16 protein-coding genes are annotated in these 20911 nt (G+C 59.1%); 10 read left to right on the top strand and 6 right to left on the bottom strand.

From position 1 onward, the window contains the following. The first annotated feature begins 63 nt into the window (after positions 1-63). The 3 genes from BN1936_RS04945 to BN1936_RS04935 all read left to right on the top strand — a co-directional run bounded on the left by BN1936_RS04945 (position 64) and on the right by BN1936_RS04935 (position 3368). Positions 64-1464, top strand: a complete 1401-nt coding sequence (locus BN1936_RS04945) for an aspartate ammonia-lyase (protein ID WP_049686792.1) — start codon at positions 64-66, stop codon at positions 1462-1464. Positions 1465-1620: 156 nt separating this feature from the next. Next, positions 1621-2532 (top strand): LysR family transcriptional regulator, encoded by a 912-nt coding sequence (locus tag BN1936_RS04940; protein ID WP_148521181.1) that lies wholly within the window; start codon positions 1621-1623, stop codon positions 2530-2532. Next, a complete protein-coding gene (locus BN1936_RS04935; RefSeq protein WP_022444703.1) occupies positions 2529-3368 on the top strand; it encodes a LysR family transcriptional regulator in 840 nt (279 codons plus the stop codon). Before BN1936_RS04940 ends, BN1936_RS04935 begins: the two co-directional genes overlap by 4 nt. 157 nt (positions 3369-3525) lie before the next feature. Here BN1936_RS04935 and BN1936_RS04930 read toward each other — a convergent pair whose 3' ends face one another. After that, on the bottom strand, positions 3526-3864 hold the full coding sequence (locus BN1936_RS04930) for a cytochrome c3 family protein (RefSeq protein ID WP_049686790.1): 339 nt from the start codon (positions 3862-3864) through the stop codon (positions 3526-3528). Beyond that, positions 3861-5351, bottom strand: coding sequence for an FAD-dependent oxidoreductase (locus BN1936_RS04925; protein ID WP_049686789.1), 1491 nt, complete (start codon positions 5349-5351; stop codon positions 3861-3863). Before BN1936_RS04925 ends, BN1936_RS04930 begins: the two co-directional genes overlap by 4 nt. Positions 5352-5808: 457 nt before the next feature. Here BN1936_RS04925 and BN1936_RS04920 point away from each other — a divergent pair, with 457 nt between their 5' ends. From BN1936_RS04920 to BN1936_RS04910, 3 genes are all read left to right on the top strand, one after another. After that, a complete protein-coding gene (locus BN1936_RS04920) occupies positions 5809-6645 on the top strand; it encodes an SGNH/GDSL hydrolase family protein (protein WP_049686788.1) in 837 nt (278 codons plus the stop codon). A gap of 38 nt (positions 6646-6683) precedes the next feature. Further along, complete coding sequence (locus BN1936_RS04915) at positions 6684-7865, top strand: glycerate kinase (RefSeq protein ID WP_049686787.1); 1182 nt, start codon at positions 6684-6686, stop codon at positions 7863-7865. A gap of 224 nt (positions 7866-8089) precedes the next feature. Further along, on the top strand, positions 8090-8899 hold the full coding sequence (locus BN1936_RS04910; protein WP_049686786.1) for an MBL fold metallo-hydrolase: 810 nt from the start codon (positions 8090-8092) through the stop codon (positions 8897-8899). 55 nt (positions 8900-8954) lie between these two features. Here BN1936_RS04910 and BN1936_RS04905 read toward each other — a convergent pair whose 3' ends face one another. After that, positions 8955-9980, bottom strand: a complete 1026-nt coding sequence (locus BN1936_RS04905) for a GlxA family transcriptional regulator (RefSeq protein WP_053101815.1) — start codon at positions 9978-9980, stop codon at positions 8955-8957. 155 nt (positions 9981-10135) lie between these two features. Here BN1936_RS04905 and BN1936_RS04900 point away from each other — a divergent pair, with 155 nt between their 5' ends. After that, complete coding sequence (locus tag BN1936_RS04900) at positions 10136-10936, top strand: MBL fold metallo-hydrolase (protein ID WP_022444710.1); 801 nt, start codon at positions 10136-10138, stop codon at positions 10934-10936. A 57-nt stretch (positions 10937-10993) separates the two neighbouring features. Here the strand turns inward: BN1936_RS04900 and BN1936_RS04895 are convergent, their stop codons facing one another. Further along, complete coding sequence (locus BN1936_RS04895) at positions 10994-11974, bottom strand: M20/M25/M40 family metallo-hydrolase (protein WP_022444711.1); 981 nt, start codon at positions 11972-11974, stop codon at positions 10994-10996. A gap of 426 nt (positions 11975-12400) precedes the next feature. Here BN1936_RS04895 and BN1936_RS04890 point away from each other — a divergent pair, with 426 nt between their 5' ends. Next, positions 12401-12877 (top strand): zinc-binding metallopeptidase family protein, encoded by a 477-nt coding sequence (locus BN1936_RS04890; RefSeq protein WP_022444712.1) that lies wholly within the window; start codon positions 12401-12403, stop codon positions 12875-12877. Positions 12878-13342: 465 nt separating this feature from the next. On the opposite strand, the gene BN1936_RS04885 is transcribed toward BN1936_RS04890, so the two are convergent. Beyond that, complete coding sequence (locus BN1936_RS04885) at positions 13343-15748, bottom strand: aconitate hydratase (RefSeq protein ID WP_022444713.1); 2406 nt, start codon at positions 15746-15748, stop codon at positions 13343-13345. 212 nt (positions 15749-15960) lie between these two features. Here BN1936_RS04885 and BN1936_RS04880 point away from each other — a divergent pair, with 212 nt between their 5' ends. Both BN1936_RS04880 and BN1936_RS04875 read left to right on the top strand, forming a co-directional pair. Then, complete coding sequence (locus tag BN1936_RS04880) at positions 15961-17805, top strand: sensor histidine kinase (RefSeq protein ID WP_022444714.1); 1845 nt, start codon at positions 15961-15963, stop codon at positions 17803-17805. 166 nt (positions 17806-17971) lie between these two features. After that, positions 17972-18607, top strand: coding sequence for a response regulator transcription factor (locus BN1936_RS04875; RefSeq protein WP_022444715.1), 636 nt, complete (start codon positions 17972-17974; stop codon positions 18605-18607). 808 nt (positions 18608-19415) lie between these two features. Here the strand turns inward: BN1936_RS04875 and BN1936_RS04870 are convergent. Then, positions 19416-20828 (bottom strand): DASS family sodium-coupled anion symporter, encoded by a 1413-nt coding sequence (locus tag BN1936_RS04870; RefSeq protein WP_049686784.1) that lies wholly within the window; start codon positions 20826-20828, stop codon positions 19416-19418. Positions 20829-20911: the final 83 nt, after the last annotated feature.

The raw sequence follows: 20911 nt of genomic DNA, 5'->3' as shown, positions 1-20911 counted from the left end.
TTTTCCTCAAATCCGCGCTTCCACACATAAACAGACGCGGAACTTTTTAGGAGTGTTAGATCAATGTCCCGTATTGAGCATGATTTCCTTGGCGACCTCGAGATTCCTGATGACGTGTACTACGGCGTTCAGTCCCTGCGCGGCAAGGAGAACTTCCACATCACTGAGCACTCGATGAACGAAGACGAGTACTTCATCAAGGCTTTCGCTCAGGTGAAGAAGGCTGCTGCCCGGACGAACAAGGAACTCGGCACGATTCCGGCGAACGTCGCTGATGCCCTGATCTACGCCTGCGATCAGCTGCTCGAAGGCAAGTACCGCGACCAGTTCGTTACCGACTGGCTCCAGGGCGGTGCCGGCACTTCGACCAACATGAACACGAACGAAGTGATCTGCAGCATTGCCTGCGAGAAGCTGGGTCTCCCGAAGGGCTCCCAGAAGCAGGTGTCGCCGAACGACCACGCGAACTTCGGCCAGTCCACGAACGATACGTACCCGACCGCTCTGCACCTCGCGATGTATTACCGCTCTGAAGACCTCCTGAAGGCTCTGCAGCAGCTCGTTCAGGCCTACTACAAGAAGGCTGACGAATTCAAGAACGTTCTGAAGATGGGCCGTACCCATCTGCAGGACGCTGTCCCGATGACCATGGGCCAGGAATTCCACGGCTGGGGCCGCACGATTGAAGACGAAATCGAAGTGATCAAGGACGCGCAGAAGCACCTCCGCGTGATCAACCTCGGCGGCACCGCTATCGGCACGACCGTGACCTGCCACCCGGATTATCCGGCGAAGGCTGTGAAGTACCTCGCTGAACAGACCGGCATCGACTTCCATAACAGCGACGATCTGATCGCCGCGACGAGCGACTGCGGCGCCTATGTCGCGATCTCGTCCGCCGCCAAGAGCCTCGCCGTTAAGCTCACAAAGGTCTGCAACGATATGCGTCTGCTCGCCTCCGGTCCCCGCACGGGTCTTTCCGAAATCAACCTGCCGATGCGCCAGCCGGGCTCTTCCATTATGCCGGGCAAGGTGAATCCGGTGATCCCGGAAGTGACGAACCAGGCCTCCTTCCTCGCGATCGGTCTCGACACCACGGTGATGCTCGCTGCCTCCGCTGGCCAGCTTGAACTGAACGTGATGGAACCGGTGATCTCGTTCGCTGTCTTCACCCAGATGAAGGTTCTGACGAACGCCATGATCGCCCTCCGTGAGAAGTGCGTTGACGGCATCACCGCGAACGCCGAACACACGAAGGACCTCGTGATGAACTCCCTCGGCATCGTGACGCTCCTGAAGCCCCACTTCGGCTACATGCTCTGCGCTGAAATGGCCAAGGAAGGCTACACCGAAGGCAAGTCCCTCCATCAGATCGTCGTTGAAGAACGCAAGCTGATGACGGAAGACAAGTGGAACGAAGTGTACTCCTTCCAGAACCTGATCGCTCCGAAGTTCGAGATGTAATTCAGAAGGAAAGAATCCGCGGCGTGAGTGCACCGCGGATTCTCTGAAGAGTCGGCCGTGCCGCTGGGTCAAACCATCGGCGCGGTTTTTTATTGCCTGAACGGCAACCGGTGCTATAAGAAGATTTCCGATAGGTTTTCTATATTCCTTCCAGTCATGAATCAGAATGAGCAGCAGATCCTCGCCCGGGCGCTTTTCTGCCACGCCGCGCATTCGGGGAGTCTCTCCGAGGCGGCGCGCGTGCTGGGCGTTGACCGGGGGTCCGTCCGGAATCTGATCCGGAGCCTGGAGAGTGAAGTGGGAGAATCGCTCCTCACCCGGTCTACGGCAGGCGTGAAGCCCACAGCCGCGGGAAAGCGTCTCTACAGCCTCTGGAGCCCCGCGGTCGCGGCGCTTGAAAACGCCGCCGAAGCGGCGGGAACCTCGGAACGCGCTCGGATCAAAGTGTCTCTCCCGACCACAACCGGCACCACGCTTCTGATGCCGGTGATCGGCCGCTATGCCGAGGCGCATCCCGAGCTGCAGATTGATGTGCGGTTTACGCACGGCTCCTTCCATCCGCTCTGGGACGGCGTGGATCTTCGGGTAGGGCACGGCGAATACTGGCTTGAAGACGTGAAAACCTATCGGCTCGGGGCCGTCCGCCGTATCGCGGTCGCCTCTCCCGATTATCTGAAGACACACGGCTGCATCCGTTTCCCGAAGGATCTCCTGAATCATCCGGTGTTCGGCGCGCGGGACGCGGTGGAAAAGAAAGAAGTGATTCTCACCCGGGAAGGAAAGCGGGAGGCGCTGCAGTTCGATCCCCAGGTGATCGTCCGGAACCACATGGCGAGTCTTGCCGCCGCGCTCGCGGGGCTTGGTGTTGGACTCCTGATCCCGGCGTACCTCGCGAGACCGTATCTCGAGTCAGGGAGACTCGAGCGGCTGCTCCCCGAGTGGAAGATGCCCTCTCTCCAGCTCCTCGCCTTTACAGGGAAAGAGGCCGTGTCACCGCATCTCGAAGGGTTGATCGATAAGATGCAGGAACTTTTCCGTGAGAATCCTGATCTGGAGCCGTCCGTATGAAACCGTCGCTGCTTTACGCCGCCTGGGCGTTGCTCCTTGATGTCCAGGAGCTCGGGAGTTTTACAGCTGCTGCGAAAAAACGGAATCTCGCGCCGTCCACCGTGATGCGGAGGCTCCGAGCCCTTGAGGAACACGTCGGAACATCGCTTTTCCTTGAGTCACCCTCCGGTGTCAGGCTCACCGAAGCCGGTCTCCGGGCCGCGGCGGCTGTCAGCCAGGAGTTTGCCGTACTCCAGAGCACCGGGGAACGGATCGAGGCGCTGCCGCTCACGCTTTTCGTGGATCCGAGAATCAGTCTCCGCTCACTCATTCCGATTGTGTCCGACACACAGAGGCGTCATCCGGTGAGACTCCGGGTGACGCAGCAGACCGTCGCCGCGCCTGACGCCGCGCTGACCGCCTACGAGTCACTTCATACTGAGGAGAAAAGGACGGAGCCGATTGGCTATGTGCCGCAGACGATTGTCGCGAGTCCTCGGTATCTGACAGACAGCTTTGTGCCGGCGGGGCCCGCGGATCTCGCGCGCCACGCGCAGATCAGGCTTCATGGAAGCCGGTTCCCAGGGCGGGAAGTGCCGGACGGAGTGTCAGCTCTGACTGTGGATGATATGGATGCCGGAATGGATCTCGCCGTGCAGGGCTGCGGGATCTTTCCGGGAGCGGACAAGAGAAGCGCGAAGCCGTACCTCATGGCGGGACAGATGAGCCTCGTCCCGGTTGAAGAAGGGGCGCGGATGCCGGTCTTCTTTTCGGGTTCCGGAGACTCTCCTGCGGTGACGTACCTCAGGCTGAGACTCGCGGAGTTTTTTGCGGTCAGGCCCCGCGGCGAGCGGTAGGACGGTCTGGACTGCCATCCAGCGCTTAAGGCGCTTCTCCGCTTCAGGACCTGCCGGCGGAGAGTGACCGGGCAGCTGAAGCGTGTCCGCTCCCGGGAAGACAGGGAGGGAGAGAGTAAAGCGCCGCCCGGACTCTCGGCCGGGCGGCAGAGCGCGGTTACTTCGCGCGCTCGAACTTGAACTTGTGGCACTCGTCACACGGGATCGACTTCTTATCCTCGTGCACCGAATGGCACTCATTGCAGTCCGTGATACCGAGATGGTTATCGTGCGGATTGGTGGGCTTCATCTTCGCGGTCTGAGCGACGAGCTTATCCCGCGGATGACACCCCTCGCAGACCGCGGTATCCGGCACATCCTTCGGCGGATTCGTCTTGTGGCACTGCGTGCACTTGACGCCCGCCTTCAGATGCAGGTCCGCGAGTGTCGCGCCCGCGGTCTGCGAGATGAGGAAGAGCCCTGCCATCAGCGCGATGCTGAGAGCGGTTTTCTTCATGCGGCGGCTCCCTTAGCGCGCTTCGCGGTCTGCTGCGCCGCGATGCGGCCCCAGATCACGGCCGCGGTGAGCTGCGAACCGTCGAGGTAGTTGTCGTAGAAGATGCCGCCGACCGCGTTCCCCGCGCCGTAAAGACCGTCAATCGGCTTATTTTCGGTGTTGATGATCTGAGCGAACTCATTGATCTTCGGGCCGCCGAAAGTCGCCGTCATGCCGCCCATGAAGGGGAAGGCGTAGAACGGGGGCTTCGGTTTCATCGTGGCAGGCACCTTGAGCGAAGCGCCGTTTCCGGCGAGCACCGCCTTGTTGTAGGTGTTCACAGTCTCAGCGAGCGCCGCGGGCGGAAGTCCCGCGAGCTTCGCGAGTTCCTCAATCGTGTTCGCCTGGAAGTACTTCGCGTTCGCCTTCTGGTAGCGCTGGAAGCGGAGTTTCACGATCGGAACGTCCACCACCTGGCTGTCGAGAATGATGTAAGCCTGGTTCTCAGGAACGCGCTTCGGCGTGTTCTGGGCGACAGCGACATAGGTGCTCGCCTCATCGATGTAGCGGTGAGCGCGCGGATCCACGCAGATACCGAAATTCACCATGTTCGACGGGTTCGCGCGGGTCGGTCCGTGAATCGGGCCCGCGTGGAACTGGTCCATATTGAGGAGCTGCGGGAAGAAGGGCGCGGTGAGCGTCACATTCTCACCCGTGCAGCAGTTGAAGCCGCGGAGCGGCATCCAGGCGGCTGAGCCGCTGATGTACTGCGTCACCATGCCTTTGTTCGCGTGGAAACCGCCCGTGCAGAGAATGACACCGCCCTTCGCGTAGATGTTGCGGCTGCCGTTCTTATCGAGAACACGGACACCGGTGCACTTCAGTTTGTCGTCATGGAGCAGCTCAATCACCTTGGTGTTGAAGAGGACCGGAACGCCGAGCTTCTTCACTTCTTCCATCATGTTGCGCGTGAGCTGGGATCCGCCCGGCTGGAGCTTGCCGGCCACTTCGTGGCAGCGGGCGAGCATCGGGGCGATCTGAATATCGAGGGGCTTCCACGTCATGTGGCAGCGATCGGTCACCCACTGCACAACCCCCGCGGACTGCTCGCAGAACATGCGGGTGAGCTTCGGGTCACCGCGGCCGCGGGACACCATCATCATGTCCTTATAGAAAGCGTCAACCGTATCCGTGACGCCAGCCTTCTTCTGGACCCAGGTGCAGGTGGCGTTGAAGTTTCCGCCCGCGTAGATGGTGTTCCCCATCGGGCGCGGCATCTTCTCAATGACAACCGCTTTGGCACCGAGGTCCCCCGCCTCAATGGCGGCGGAAAGCCCCGCGCAGCCGGAACCGACGATCACGATGTCGTAGGTTTCATCCCGGGGACCGGCTTTGCCGGACATGCCGGTTTCAGCGGCAGACGCGGTGGTGGCAGCGGCCGAAACGGCAACCGTTGCGCCAATGACACTGGCCGCGGAAAGCAGCGAGCGACGCGAAAGACTAGGCATAGCATTCTCTCCTATACAGATAAAACAGAAGTTATTGATTTAACAGCTGTTCAAACTTTAGGATTAGTTCTTTTGACTAGCTATGTCGCAATACCAGAATCTTTTAAAAATGCCTAAAAACAAGCAATAAAGATAAAACAAGGATAAGAAATACCGTCAACTTTTGAATTTTATTATTCTGTATTGCGTTTTTCTGCCAATTGAAAAGAAGAAGGCGCTGAAATGAGACTCGATTGTGGAGTTTTAGGGGGAGGCAAAGACCGAATCGACCGGCCGTCAGTTTGAGGCTGCGAGCAGCGGCGTCTTTGAGGAAACCAGACAAAAATCGCTCATCTTTTGCGCTGACCCCGCTTCAAGTCTGTCTTTTTACCTAGGGGTATCAGGTTGTTAGGAAGATCTCCGGCGGTATATTGGAAAAAATATAACCGTGCCGCGCCCCCGAGGCCGAGACCCCAAGATGACAACCACTTTCGTTCCGTACCGGAACCCCGAAACCGGTCTGCCGCATCACGTACAGCCTGAGATCACGAAGATCCCGGCGCCTGAGTCACTGCTGTTTGTCGGGAATTCGCTTTTCTTTTTCAATAACGGCGTTCACCGCTTTGTGCGGAAGCTCCTTGCCGGAGCGGACCCGAAGGTTGCCTGCCGCACGAACCTCATCGCGATCGGCGGGGCGAGCCTCTACTGGCACGATCTCGAAAGCTATTTCCGGACTGACGCGGTCGCGTCCTACGCGATCAAGAACGACGGCACGAACCGCCTTGTCTGGCGTGAGCCGCAGAAAAAGCTCTGGGACGCCGTGATTTTCTGCGACAGCACCCAGGGACCGATTCATCCGGATCTGCGGGACCGTTTTATCGAAACCGCGGCGCGGGACGCCGCGATCGCGCGCTCTCACGGGACTGAGCCGATCTTCATGATCACTTGGGCGTACGCCGACCGCCCTGAGATGACGGAGCAGATCGCGGACGCGGTGCTGACCGTCGCGAACGCGAATCACGCGATGGCGGTCCCCGCCGGTCTCGCGTTCGCCGAGGCGGAGAAATTCGCGCCGACGATTCCGCTGACGATCGAGGATAAGCGTCACCCGACGCGGGAAGGGAGCTATCTCCTCGCCGCCGTGATCCTCGAATCCGTTTTCGGGGTCAACGTGCGGCGCGTGAGTGAGGACTGCGATCTCACCCCCGAGACCGCGATGATTCTCCGCGAGATCGCGCATAAAACGGCGGTCCGGTTCTTTGACCGCCCGCTTCAGTCCCCGAGCCGCAAAGGGTCAACAGGCACCAAAGCCTGATCTCCGCCTGAAAAAATAAGAGAAGGAGTTGCTGGACTATGAAAATCGTGATCGCGATGGATTCGTTTAAAGGGTCGCTTACTTCTCTGGAGGCGGGAGAGGCCGCGGCGAAAGGGGCGACGGACGCCCTCCCTGACGCTGACCTCATCCTGATGCCGCTCGCGGACGGCGGCGAAGGTACGGTATCCGCTATCGTGAACGCGCTGGGCGGCGAAATGGTGCCTGTGGTGGTCCGGGGGCCGCTTGGGACCCCCGTTGAAAGCTCGTACGGGATGGTCTGTGTCGCGGATGAATCGGGTACGCCCCGCGTTACCGCGCTGATTGAAGCCGCGGACGCCGCGGGTCTCACGCAGGTGCCGGCGTATTTCCGGAACCCCCGGAAGACCACGACGGCCGGGCTCGGTGACCTGATCCGGCACGCGATCACGCGGGGGATCAAGGACTTTGTGATCGGGATCGGCGGGAGCGCGACAAACGACTGCGGGCTTGGGATGATGGAGTCACTCGGAGCGCGCTTTTTTGATGAAAACGGGGAACTTGTCGGCGGAACCGGGGACGATGTGAAGCGGGTTACGGAGGCGGATCTCGGTGAGCTATTAAAGCTCACCCGCGGGTGCCACTTTCGCGTCGCGTGCGATGTCACGAATCCGCTCTGCGGCGAAAACGGCTGCTCTTTTGTCTTCGGTCCTCAGAAAGGCGGGACGCCTGATATGCTTGCCGAAATGGATGAGGCGATCGGCCGTTTTTCGCGATTGATTGAGACTCAGATGGGGACAGAAAATGCCGCGGAAGCGCCAGGGGCCGGCGCGGCAGGCGGCCTCGGGTTCGCGTTCCGAACGGCGCTTGGCGCGGAACTCGTGTCCGGCACGGATCTTGTGCTCCAAACGATCGGAGCCTCCAAAAACCTCACGGACGCCGATCTCTTCATTACGGGCGAAGGACGGCTCGACTCCCAGACCGCGCGGGGGAAAGCGCCCGCGGGCGCTGCCCGGTTCCTGAAGCGGCTGAATCCAAAGTGCGTCGCGGTGGAACTCTGCGGCTCGATCGGAGAGCGCCCTGAAACGATCCACGCGCTTGGGATTGACGCCTTCTTCCCGATTATCGGGACTCCCGCGACTGAGGCCTCCGCGATGGACCCCGAAACCGCGAAAGATAACCTCCGCCGTACCGCGGCGGAAGCGGTGAGGTTCTTTGCCGCGGCCCGCGCGGCTGCGTCCTGAACGCCGGATCTCCGGGCGTCTCAGTTAGGCCCAGGGAAGGCGCTTTCCTTTTCTGATTCAAAACGGACTTAGAGTCAAAATTCAGAATGGCAGAAATCCATCGTTAGCTGTCATTTACCTTGTCATGCCTCTTTTGGCGCGTCCTTAGTATGGCTTTCACGGTGCCGACGGGGAGAAGTGTTTCCCTCGTGAGCCGTTAAAAACAGAGACTGAGGAGAATAAAAATGACGATGAAAGCCATCAACGAATGCAGCACGGTTCAGCTGATCCGCAGCGCCACGATCAAGGTGTCGCTTGGCGGGACGACGTTCCTGATTGACCCGATGCTGTCCGACAAGGGCGAGTTTCCGGGGTTCCCGGAATCGATGAACATGATGCAGCGCAATCCGACCGTTGAGCTGCCGCTTCCGGTTGAAGAGATTCTGAAGTGCGACGCGATCATTCTGACCCACACGCATGAAGACCATTGGGACGCGCATGCCCGCCGCGTGGTGCCGAAGGATAAGCTGATCTTCGTGAATAACGACGCTGAACTTGGTCAGGTCCAGGACGCGGGCTTCACGAATGTCCGCGTGATGCAGGATGGTGAAGTCTTTAAGGGCGTAACCCTCATCCGCGCGAATGGCAATCATGGGTCTGACGAGATCCTGAGTGACGGTGTCTGGGGCGATCTGCTCGGTCACCCGATGGGCGTGATTTTTGAGCGTGAAGGCTGCAAGACGGTTTACGTGGTGGGAGACACGGTCTGGATTCCGGAAGTTTCCGAACGCATTCAGAAGTACAAGCCGGGTGTCATCGTGCTTAACACCGGTAACGCCATGATGTCTGACTGGGCGACGTCAATCATCATGGGCGGCCCCGACTTTATCCGCGCTTACCGTGAGGCGCCGGACGCCGCGATCGTTGCGGTTCACATGGATGCCGTGAATCACTGCGTGCTCCACCGTCCGGAGCTCCGCATGCTTACGCAGCGCCTTGGGATGGATCCGCGCCGCGCGCTGATTCCGGCGGACGGCGAAGTGCTGGTCTTCTGATCTCCTGAAGAGAAAAGAACGTTCCCGGACATCCTCCCGCGATGCCCGGGAATTTTTATGCTTCGCTCTCAGCCCCTGTTTCCTCTGCCTGGAAGGTCTTCCGGTAGCTTTGCGGCGACACTGCCTTCGCGGCCTGAAAGGCCTGCCGGAAGGTGACCGGGGACTGGAACCCGGTGTCCTCCGCGATCACGGCGATCGGAAGATCGGTGGTTTCCAGGAGCTCCTCCGCTTTCCGGAGTCTCAGGATGCGGAGCCAGGCGGCGGGGGTCTCGCCCGCGAACTTCCTGAAGCTCCGCGCGAAGTTCCGCGGGGACATCGAGGCGACACGCGCGAGAGTCTCCACGGATATTTCTTCTCTTAGATGCTCCTCGGCGTATCGCATCGCGAGGTTGAGGCGCGCGGACGGTGTGGTACGGGCGAGCGGCTCATCGATATACTGCGCCTGGCCTCCGTCCCGCACCGGCGGAATCAGCATATTGCGGGAGACGTCGTTCGCCGCGGCCGCGCCCTCATGCTTTCGGAAGAGGTAAAGACAGCAGTCGTTGCCGGCCGCGATGCCGCCAGACGTAATTCGGATCCGGTCATCGATATAAAGCGCCTTGGGATCGAGCTTCACGCGGGGGAACCGTGCCCGGAAGTCCCGCGCGAAACGCCAGTGGGTGACAGCCCGGTGGCCGTCAAGAATGCCGGCGTAGGCGAGCGGGTATGCGCCGAGACACAGTCCCGCCACTTCCTTTCCGTCATCCGCCGCTTTCTGAAGCGCCCCGATCAGCGCGGGGGAGGGTACCTTCCCGGGATCCGTCCAGTGCGGCATCAGGACGGTATCCGCGTCATCCAGCGCTTCAAGCCCGGCTGACACCGGCACATCAAAGCCGCCGAGCGCCCGGATGTTCCCGGGCTCCTCAGCGCAGAGCGTGACAAGCCGCCGGTGCTTCTCAGGCGGCAGCGTCTGCATGACAAGCCACGGGATCGACAGGAGATACGTGATGGTTCCGGGGGTCACAATGACCGCGGCGCGGCGCGCGGGGTGAGCCGGCGGCAGCGGATCCACATCCGGAAGCGGAAGGTCATAAGGCGTCATGAGTCAGAAATCCAAAATGGCAGAAATCCATCGTTAGCTGTCAATTTACCTTATCACGGTCACAGCCGCGCGTCCGTAGGATGGTTTTCATGGAAAGCGGAGGCGGAGAAAACCGCTCCGCGGGAATTAAAAAACTATCAAGGAGATTAACGACAATGAAAGCCATTCATGAATGCAGCACGGTGCAGCTGATCCGCAGCGCCACGATCAAGGTGTCGCTTGGCGGCACAACGTTTCTGATCGACCCGATGCTGGCTGAGAAGGGGGCCTTTTCCGGTTTTCCGGAATCGATGAACATGTCTCAGCGGAACCCGATGGTGGAGCTGCCGTTCCCGGTTGAGGAAGTGCTGAAGTGCGACGCGATCATTCTCACCCACACGCACGTTGATCACTGGGATGATGAAGCCCGCCGGGTGGTGCCGAAGGATCACCTGATCTTCGTGAATAACGAAGAAGAGCGCGGCCAGGTTGAGGCGGATGGCTTTACGAATGTCCGCGTGATGCAGGATGGTGAGGTGTTTAAGGGCGTCACGCTTTTCCGCGCGAACGGCAACCACGGGTCGGAAGAGATCCTGAATAGCTACATGGGAGATTTCCTCGGTCATCCGATGGGCGTGATTTTTGAGCGCGAAGGCTGCAAGACGGTTTACGTGGTGGGGGACACGGTCTGGATTCCTGAGGTGTCCGAGCGCATTAAGAAATTTAAGCCCGGTGTCATCGTTCTCAACACCGGAAACGCGATGATGGCTGAGTGGAGCAGCTCGATCATCATGGGCGGTCCCGACTTTATCCGCGCCTACCGTGAGGCGCCGGACGCCGCGATCGTCGCGGTTCACATGGATGGCTTCAACCACTGCGTGCTCCATCGTCCGGAGCTCCGGCTCCTCACGCAGCGCCTCGGGATGGATCCGCGCCGCGCGCTGATCCCGGCGGACGGCGAAGTTCTCGTCTTTTGATCGATCTGAAGGAAAAGGCGCGGCTTGCGATGAACCGTGCCTTTTTCTCCGGGCTTTCTATCTTCTGAATGGGTAAAACTGCTGGCAGTCGTACCACACCACCGTATAGTAAATTTCATACAACGCCGGACTTTCGTACCAGCCCTGCCGGAGGGTCATGACGTAGCCGCCGGTGAGTGAACAGACAATCGGAAGAACGGAATCATTGAAGTCGAATTCCGGGCTCCCGAGCGATGTCTGATGTTTGGGGCCGCGGACACCGAACCGAAGCATGATGCCGGGCACGATACTCTGATACCGGGAGAAATCGTCCGGCACGGGGAGCGGCAGAAGATCTGTCCTTGCGGCATCGGTGAATAGATCGTTAATCAGATCGCGCGCGTATCCGACCCGTTCCGGATCATTGCCGCCGGAAGCTGAACCCGGCGTTGCACCCGGTTCCGGGGCTGTAAACCCATAGGTCCCCATGGGGAGCGTCGGATCCGCGCAGACCCCGAAAATCGTCTCAATTCCGTATTTCTCAAAAATTCCCGAATTGATTACCGCGTCCGCCCCGCCGCCGGTTTCAGAACCGGGTTCGAAAATCAGAACGAGGGTCGAATTTCCAAGCTTTGTGTCGTGCGCGAAATTCCGGGCGACCCCGAGAAGCCAGGCTATTTCGCCGTCGTGCCCCTGGGTGTGAGCGGCTCCCGGATTCCGGCTGCGGTAAAAGATGTCGTTTCGTTCCGTCACCGGAGACGCGTCAATCCGGGCTCGAAGCGCGATAACGGGCTGCATGCTTTCCCACTTGTCGTCGGGGAACATGACAGGTCGGCGGCGATTGATAACCGCGATGACACCCCCTGGGACGGATTTCAGATCAATGTGACGGACACCGAACCGGAGCAGGGTGTCCGCGATCCGTTTCGCTGTCCGGTGTGTCCGGAAACCGAGTTCGGGATGCGCGTGGAAATCACGCCGGATCTTCAGAAGCTGACTCTGCCAGAGGACAAACTCCGGAAATACCCAGTCCTTTCCCACCATTTTCATTGTTCTCATTGAGGATCCGTCCTTTGATTCGGGTACCGCGTTCGGCGGGAGTCTGATCCTCACGGCCAGGCTCTCCTGTAGATATGCGTTTGATTACTTCGGTGCCAGATTCGCTGTTCGCTCTTAATTGTAAGTCAGGGGAAAAAGGGAAAGAAAGCGGCCGGGCTTCCGCGCGGTTTTGACAGCAACAGGGGGAAGGATCCCAAAGTGCGGGGAGAACACCTTTTTCAGTGCGCCGGATCGGAGTCCCAAGATGGGAACGTTTCTGTCGCCTCAGGTACGCAGAAATGCTTCTTTTTTCTAAGCAATTCCTTTTAATCACAATGCCTTATTGGCAAAAAGATTCCGGCAGTTAGAATCGAAATTAGCGCTGAAGAAAGCACTTAGGGGCTTTCTCCGCGCGGCGAAAAAGCTGAATTCTGGAGGAGAACTGAAATGGCATTTGGACAGAAAGTGCTATCGCGCGTGAAATCCGTGCTGACGTTCGACCCCCGGTCGGACGCCCCCGTGACGCGCCGGGTGGCTTTTGTGATTGAACCGAATACTGAGACTCAGGGGAAAGCGCCCGAGGCGGGTGCCGCGATCAGCGGCGCGGCGGAGCTCATTCTCCGGGTCGAAACCGCCGCCCAGGCGATCTGGGGCGCTGAGGCGCACGTGGTGTCGCTTGGTGACACCGGGGTGCCGCTCAGCTGCGGCCCGACCCGCGTCGAAGTGAAGATTGAGGCTCGCGCCCGGAGCGAAGGCGAAATGAAGCACCTCATTTCGCTTCTCCGTGAAGAAGCCCGCGTGATCTGCGACCGCCGCCGTCTCATTATTACGGAAGAGCAGATCAGTGAGCGTGTGGTGAAGCCGGGGACTCCGGAACCCGTCATCGAAACGGTGACGGAAGAAACCCGCGTGTACGGCGTGTAAAGCATTCCGATCCGGGGTTCCGGATCCAGAGTTTGGGAACGACCGGCGACCTGGAGGACCTCTCCTACAGCCTTCCAGGCACCGTCCGAAGGAGTCTTATCAGAGCAATTTCGATAAGCTCCTTTTTTTTGCCCGCGCGGCCCGAATCCCGGGAGACGTGGATCGTCAGCTCGGATTGATTTTGGATGGGCGATTCGGTATGTTTAAGGAACGGACGGGGGCTTACCCATCCGTGAAGGCAAGGGACGGTGGTATGACACCCATCCGGCAAAAAGAAGGCTCGCGATTCATACCGCAGGCCTTTTGCTTTATTCGGGATTCCGGAATGTGAAGACAAAAAAATGGATGGAACCGGGGCAGGAGAGAACTCCTCGGATCCATCCAACAAGCCGTTATGGGAGATTTACGAGACCGCCTCTCAGAGGGAGAGAAGGAGGGGCGGTCTCAAGGCTTTCGGCAGGTGGCTTAGGCCTTGCCGAGAGCGTTCATCGCGGAACCGGCGCGGAACCAGGTGAGCTGCTTCGCGTTATACGAATGCTGAGCCTGGAAGCGGTCTTCGGTGCCGTCCTCATGCTTGCAGACGATCGTCACCGTCTTCCCCGGAGCGATCTGGGAGAGGCCGAGGACCGAGATGCGGTCCTTCTCACGGATCTTGTCGTAATCCTTCGGGTCCACGAAGGTGAGCGCGAGGACGCCCTGCTTCTTCAGGTTGGACTCGTGGATTCGGGCGAGGCTCTTCGCGAGCACCACCACGACGCCGAGGTAACGCGGTTCCATGGCGGCGTGTTCACGGGAAGAACCTTCACCGTAGTTATCGTCGCCGACGATGATCGACTGGATGCCCTTGTTCTTATAGAGGCGGGCGGTCTTCGCGGGGGACTCGTAGTCCTTGTTCACCACGTTCCAGACGCTCTGGCTCTTGCCGTTAAAGGCGTTCGTCGCGCGTTCGAGGAGGTTATCGGAAATCCGGTCGATGTTGCCGCGGTACGGAAGCCACTTGCCCCCGGGGGAGATGTGGTCCGTCGTGCACTTACCCTTCGCCTTAATCAGCAGCGGGAGATCGACGTAATCCTTGCCGTTCCAGGCCGGGAACGGGGTGAGGAGGCGGATACGCTCGGCGTTCGGAGCCACCACAACCGGGACCTGCTTGAAGTCCGGGATGATGCAGCCGCCGACGTTCGTGGCAAAGCCCTTAGCCGGGAGTTCCTCACCGACCGGAGTCGCGAGCTTGAAGGAAATGCCGTTCGCGCCGGTCACCGTGCTCTTCAGCGGGTTGAAGCGCATATCGCCGTTGATTGCCATCGCGACCACGATTTCAGGAGACGCGAGGAAAGCCTGGGTCTTCTTGCTGCCGTCGTTACGGCCGGCGAAGTTGCGGTTGAAGGACTCGATGATCGTGTTCACCTTCGTCTTATCGCCGATGTGACGATCCCACTGGCCGATGCAGGGGCCGCAGGCGGTGGTCATCACGGTGGCGTTCAGCTTCTCAAACTGCTGCAGAATGCCGTCACGCTTCAGGGTCTCACGAATGCGGACAGAGCCCGGAACGACGATCAGCGGCGTCTTGATCTTCACGCCCTTATCGAGGCACTGCTTCACGATCGAAGCGGCGCGGGTGAAGTCTTCGTAGGAAGAGTTCGTGCAGGAGCCGACGAGAGCGACTTCGATATTTTCCGGAATGTTCTTCTTCGCGAGCGTGTCACCGACCTGGTCAAGTTCCATCGCGGCATCCGGAGAGAGCGGGCCGTTGATGAGGGGCTTAAGTTCCGAGAGGTTCAGTTCAATCACGCGGTCAAAGTACTTCTCCGGGTGAGCATAGACTTCGGGGTCCGCCTGCAGGTCCTTCGCGACACCGTCAGCGAGGTCCGCCACCGCTTCGCGGTTCGTGGCCTTCAGGTAAGCCTTCATGTGGGAGTCATACGGGAAGACGGAGGTCGTGGAGCCGACTTCAGCGCCCATGTTGCCGATCGTCGCCTTGCCGGTCGCGGAGATGGTGTTCGCGCCGTCACCGAAGTATTCAATAATGCAGTTCGTGCCGCCCTTCGTCGTCAGGATCTGAGCGACGCGGAGGATGACGTCCTTAGGAGAGGCCCAGCCCTGGAGCTTACCGGTGAGCTTCACACCGATCAGCTTCGGCATCTTGAGTTCCCACTCGGAACCCATCAGAGCGTCCACGAGGTCAGCGCCGCCGACACCGATCGCGAGCATGCCGAGACCGCAGGCGGTCGGGGTGTGGGAGTCGGTGACGAGCATCATGCCGCCCGGGAAATCGTAGTTCTCAAGGAACACCTGATGGCAGATGCCGGAACCCGCGGGCCAGAAGTCGAAGCCGTAGCGGCGGGACACGGTGCGCAGGAAGTCGTACGTTTCCTTGTTGTAGTGGTCAGCGAAGGCGATGTCCTTACGGGCGCCGGCGTTCGCGGTCACGAGGTGATCGCAGACCATAGCGGCCGGGAGGGCAATCTTCTTCTTGCCGGAGACCATGAACTGGAGAATCGCCATCGGGCCGCCGATGTCGTGCGTACCGGCGCGGTCCGGACGGAATTCGGCGTAAGACGCGCCGCGCTTATATTCCTTCACCGCTTCCGGATCGTAGAGGTGGGTGTAGAGGATCTTTTCAGAGAGGGTGAGCGGGCGGTTCAGCTTCGAACGGACCGCGGCGAGCTTCTTCGGATAGTTCGCGTAGAACGCTTCGATCATGTCGAAGTTGCGGATCTGGGCGGTCGGAGCCTTGTGAGCCTTCTTGGCAGACTGCTTCGTGGCAGCGGATGCGATATCCGCAATGCCCATCGTCGACACACCGGCGGCGCCGATCGCGGTATCCTTGAGCAGGGTACGGCGGGACACCTGGAATTTATTCTGAGATTCCATGTTGTTCTCTCCTCGGCCGGAATTCGAATGGCAGTTCGGAATCCGGACGTTGGTTTCAGGTTTGATTCTGGTTTTCTAGGCCCGAAGAAGTTTCTGAGACCTCTTCAGTACGGTGAACATTGTTCCGCCGACCTACCACTACGTAGTGTGTTTTCAGTCAAAAGACTATTCGGCGGTTGTCCTTTCTGGGTAAGCAATCTGACACTGATGCCATGAAACGTTCCCACAAACTCAGGACAGCCTTTGCTGCGATCCTTATTTCAGCGGCTTTTCAGGTCCTCGCGGCCGGAACGGCGGGCGCCGCTGTGGCCGGAGAAGCAATTCCGGACGTGACGCTCGGGATCGTCTATTACACAAGCCCGTCCCCTAACGAAGAGATCATTCCGGACACGATCCGGGCGCTTGAGAAGCGGATCGGGAAACAGCATCTGCGGATCAAGGAGTACACGCTGGAGCAGCTGCGGGACGCGATCAAGAACGGGGACGTGGATGTGTTCCTCGCGTCAAGCGGCTTCTACCGCCGCATGGTGCAGTACGGCGCGAGTTCGCTCGCGACCGTCGCCTCCAAAAACTACCCGGACCCGAATCACAGTGACGGCGCCGCGCTGATTGTGCGGAATGACTCCGGGATCCGGACGCTTTACGACGCGAAGGGCTCGGTCCTTGGGGCCTCCTCCCCCACCGCGTTCACGGGGTATCAGCTGGCGCTTGGCGAAGTGCTGCGGCAGGGGTTTGACCCGGAAGCGTTTTTCAAGAAAACAAACTTCTATGGCGGGGGCCCCGGCGCTGTCTCGATCCTTGACGCACTGAGGCGGAAGGATGTCGACATCATCACGCTCCGCATCTGTTGGCTTGAGGGGTGGCTGAAGAAGCATCCGGAGGATAAGGGGCTGTTCCGTGTGATCGATCAGCGGGACGCGAACGAGCCCTGCCAGCGTTCAACCGACCTCTATCCCACGTGGACCATCGGCACGAGCGCGAATACGCCGCCCGAGATCTCAAAGATTGTGACATCCGCGGTGCTCGAGATGCCGCCGACGAAAGACGGCTTCTACTGGAGCATCGCGACGGACTTCCGGTCCGTTGACGCGCTCTTCAAGGGTCTCAAGATCGGTCCCTACCGCTATTTAAGAGAGTGGTCGCTCAGTCGCTTCATCATGACCTACTGGAGCGCGATCCTGATCGGGATCCTCCTGATCCTCGGTCTCATCCTTCACAGTGTCCGAACCGAGGTGCTCGTGAAGCGCCGCACGGCGCAGCTCCAGGAGTCGCTCCGGATTCAGAAGGAGTACGAGGAGAAGTCCCGCGAAGACGCGGCGAAGATCAGCTTTATGGAGAAGATGGGGATCATCGGGCAGCTCTGCTCGGTGTTCGCGCATGAGATGCGGCAGCCGCTCGGCGCAATTTCGCTCTACGCCCAGGGGATGAAGTCGCTTATCAAGCGGGGGAAAGCCTCTGAATCCCAAATGGAGATGGCGCTTGGGAAACTCGAAACGCAGGCCGAGCGGGCGAGCGACATCGTGGAACGCGTGCGGGCCTACGCCCGGGCAAAGGATATCGACCGGAAACCGATATCACTCAACGACGTCGTCACCCGGTCGCTTGCCGGGTACCGCTCCGCGTCCGGATCCCGCGTGCGGTTTAAGCGCACTGACGCGAATGCGGTGACGCTTATCGCGGATCAGCTCGAAATGGAGCTCGTCGCCTATAATCTCATTAAAAACGCGGCGGAAGCCGTAAAAGATCAGCCGGACGGGGTGGTTGAGATTATCATCGCGTCGAACCCCGGTAAAGCATTGCTCGCGGTGTCGGATAACGGGCCGGCGCTGACCCCGGAGCAGCTTGCCGAAATCGAGAACCCGTCGGGAGCCCTGAAGAGCTCGAAGCACGAGGGGATCGGACTTGGGCTCCTCATCGTGAAGTCGATCGTGGAGCGGAACGGCGGGCGGCTTTCGATCGAGAACGGGAGCGTCCGGGGAGTGACGATCTACGTGCACCTCCCAGCCGCGGACTCAAATGACAAGAAGCCGCGGGACGATGCCGCCGAGCCAAATTAAAAAGAGCCGGCGGATCGGGCGGCAGGTTTTGTGAAAGCTGAAACCGCCGCGGATTCAAAGAAAGAATCGGGCGCTCAAGGGGAGAGCTCCCTGAACTGAAAAACGCCGGGGAGCGCCCCTTGGGGAAGCGGTCGCTGCCTGATGCCTAAATAAGGAGAGAGAAAAAATGGCGAATACGGAGATCCCGGAAATCACGGATGACATCAAGGCGAAGTGTCTCATCCGGACCGTGGACGATAACCCCGCGATGCGGGAAGCGCTGGAATTCATGCTGACCGCGGAAGGGTGGCATGTGAAGACCTACGAAAACGGCCGCGCGTTTCTGACAGACGACGCCCCGTCCACCCCTGGCTGCGCGATTCTCGACGTCCGGATGCCCGGGATGAGCGGGCTTGAGCTGCAGCAAGAAATGAATGTCCGAGGGTACGCGCTCCCTGTGATCTTCCTCACCGGGAACGGTGACATCGATATGGCGGTGGGCGCGATGCGGGACGGCGCGGTGGATTTCGTGCAGAAACCCGTGCGTCAGGAACGGCTTCTCAAAGCGATCGCGCGCGCCGTGACGCGGAGCGTGAGTGAGACAGGGGCGGTAGAAACCGAAGGCGCGATCCGGGCGAAGGTTCAGGAGCTCACGGACCGCGAGCGCGAAATCGCGGAACTGATCGGGAAGAAGCTCACGAACCGCCAGATCAGTGAGCGCACTGGGATCACGGTGCGGACCGTCGAAGTGCACCGCGCGGCGATTATCCGGAAGCTTGGCGTCCGGAATCCGGACGAAATCGAGCGCTATCTGAACGCGTAATTGAGTCGGGGTGAGTTTCCCGCCGCCGAACGCGCCGGGACCCTTGCTGAATGGTTGTTCACCCGAAATTTCACAGATAAAAAAATGGAAGGCAATTATGTAACTGCCTTCCACTAAATTTGATCTTGTCTACACTTCACCGACGCAGAATCAGGATGAGAGTGACCTAGACCGACACACAGAGTAAAAACCATGTTCAACGCCCGTGATTTCTCTCGGTAATTGAACGATTTACAATGTATCACTTGTGATTCCAGAAATCAACTTTGGCCACTATCACCAAATAGGTATTTGCTGATTCATGTCAATAATCTTTGGCATAGATCAAATACGGGATTACCTCTCCGCAATAGCCCGATATTACAGCGTTTTTAAGAACTTATGCGACTTTTATCTGATCTCACAAGTAGGTACGCCGTGTGACAGATTTTTGAGAGGCTGTGGGGGTTACAGGTATTTTATTGGGTGAAGTAAAACACTACTAATCCGATTCTTATGGCGGTTTTTGTCGTACGGGTTTCCGGATTTAAGAAACTGTTAAGGACAGATGCCGACTTTGGGTGCAGAAATAGGCAAAAATCCAATTATAAGGTGAATTTCTCATTTTGGTGAAAAAAGACGCGGTATTTTTTATTCAGTGTCGCTATTCCAATAACGAATAACGTGGAAAAATATTCGGGGGCGAAATCAGTGCCCCCAGTCTCCTGAACAGCCCGCTTGAGGGTTCAAAAAGGGCAAAGAAGAAAAGAGCGGGGTGCCATGAAAACGGCATCCCGCTCTTACGTACGGTTTAAGGGAAGCTCAAGGCTCAGAGGGACGAGAAGAGTCCGAGGATCTTCCAGTACGGCACACCGATGAGCGCGAAGATCACGTAGCTCACGAGTGTCATGAAGAGCCCTGTGGCCCACCACTTCTTAAGCGGGACGTAGCCAGCGCCGAAAAGCACCGGGCCCGCGGCGTTCGCGTAGTGGGTGACGTACGCACCCATCACGCCGCACATCACGAAGACAAGGAACATGTCCATCTTGGGGAGCCCCGCCGCGAGACCGATCGTGTACTGCACCGGAATGACGGATGCCATATACGCGCCGCAGGAGACGAAGAGGTAGCGGCAGGCGGTGCCGGCGAAGACAAGGGTAATCAGAAGCCCGATGTGGCTGAAGGACGAGAAGTCGATATAGGTCTCGAGCCACCCGGCGAGCCAGTTAAAGAACTGGAATTTATTGAGTGCGCCGGCCATACCGAGAATGCCGCCGTACCAGATGAGCGTTGACCAGATCTGACCGTTCACCGCGATGTCCTTCCACTTGAGGACGCCGGTGAGCAGCGTGAGCGCGATGAAGGCGAGCACCACCGCGGTGGAGTTGATCTTGGTGTAGGACGAAGTTGACCACAGAATGATCGCGAGGAGGAAGAGAACGAGAAGGATCTTTTCGTTTCTTGAGATCGGGCCGAGGTCCTTCAGACCCTCCGCCGCGATCCGCTTGTTATCGATCTTTCCGATTGTGGGTTTATAGATCTTATAAATGATGAGCGGCGCGAGGAGGAGCACGACACCGGCCGGCACGATAAAGGAGATCGTCCACTGGATCCAGGAGATCTGAAGCCCGAGGATCTGATCCGTCATCGCCCAGGCGACCCCGTTTGCGGCGTAACTCGTGAGGAACGTGATCCCGGTCGCCATCGTGATGATGTAGAGGAGCTGCGAGAGATAGGCGCCGATCTTTTCCGGGTTGTGATCCGGGGTGGAACCGAGCGTCTCCGCGACCGAGCGGAAGATCGGGAAAATGATGCCGCCGGTTCGAGCGGCGTTCGAAGGGGTCATCGGCGCGATGATGAAGTCAGAAAACGCCGCGGCGTAGCCGAGCCCGATCGCGGATCGCCCAAAGATCCGGATCAGGTGATAGGCGATCCGTTTCCCGAGCTGGGTGTCACGGAACGCCTGCGCGATCACGAAGGCGCCGACGACGAGCCAGGTCATCGCGAGCGCGTAGCCTGAGAGCGCCACGGCCTGGCCTTTCATCGTGACGGAATAGAACCCGAGGAAGATGAGAAGAATGGCGGCTTCAGAAAACGGATGCAGCATGATTCCGAGAATCGCGCCCGCGTAGAAGGGGAAGAGCTCCCATGCCTTGGGGTTCATTCCGGCGGGAGCCGGAAGCAGAAGGAGGAGAAGCGGCAGGAAGCACACAAGGATTTTGATGATCTGCGACTTTTTCATGGAAACACTCCATCAGCAGAAAGCACCGGAACAATCTACCGTGAGTTGCTGTATACCAGTATACCAATAAATCTAACACTTTG

Origin of the sequence: Dakarella massiliensis, assembly GCF_001182045.1 — a bacterium.
In the GTDB taxonomy this organism is placed as follows: Bacteria; Pseudomonadota; Gammaproteobacteria; order Burkholderiales; family Burkholderiaceae_F; genus Mesosutterella; species Mesosutterella massiliensis.
The sequence above is the reverse complement of the archived record's forward strand: the minus strand, read 5'-3'. Positions and strand labels throughout refer to the sequence as shown.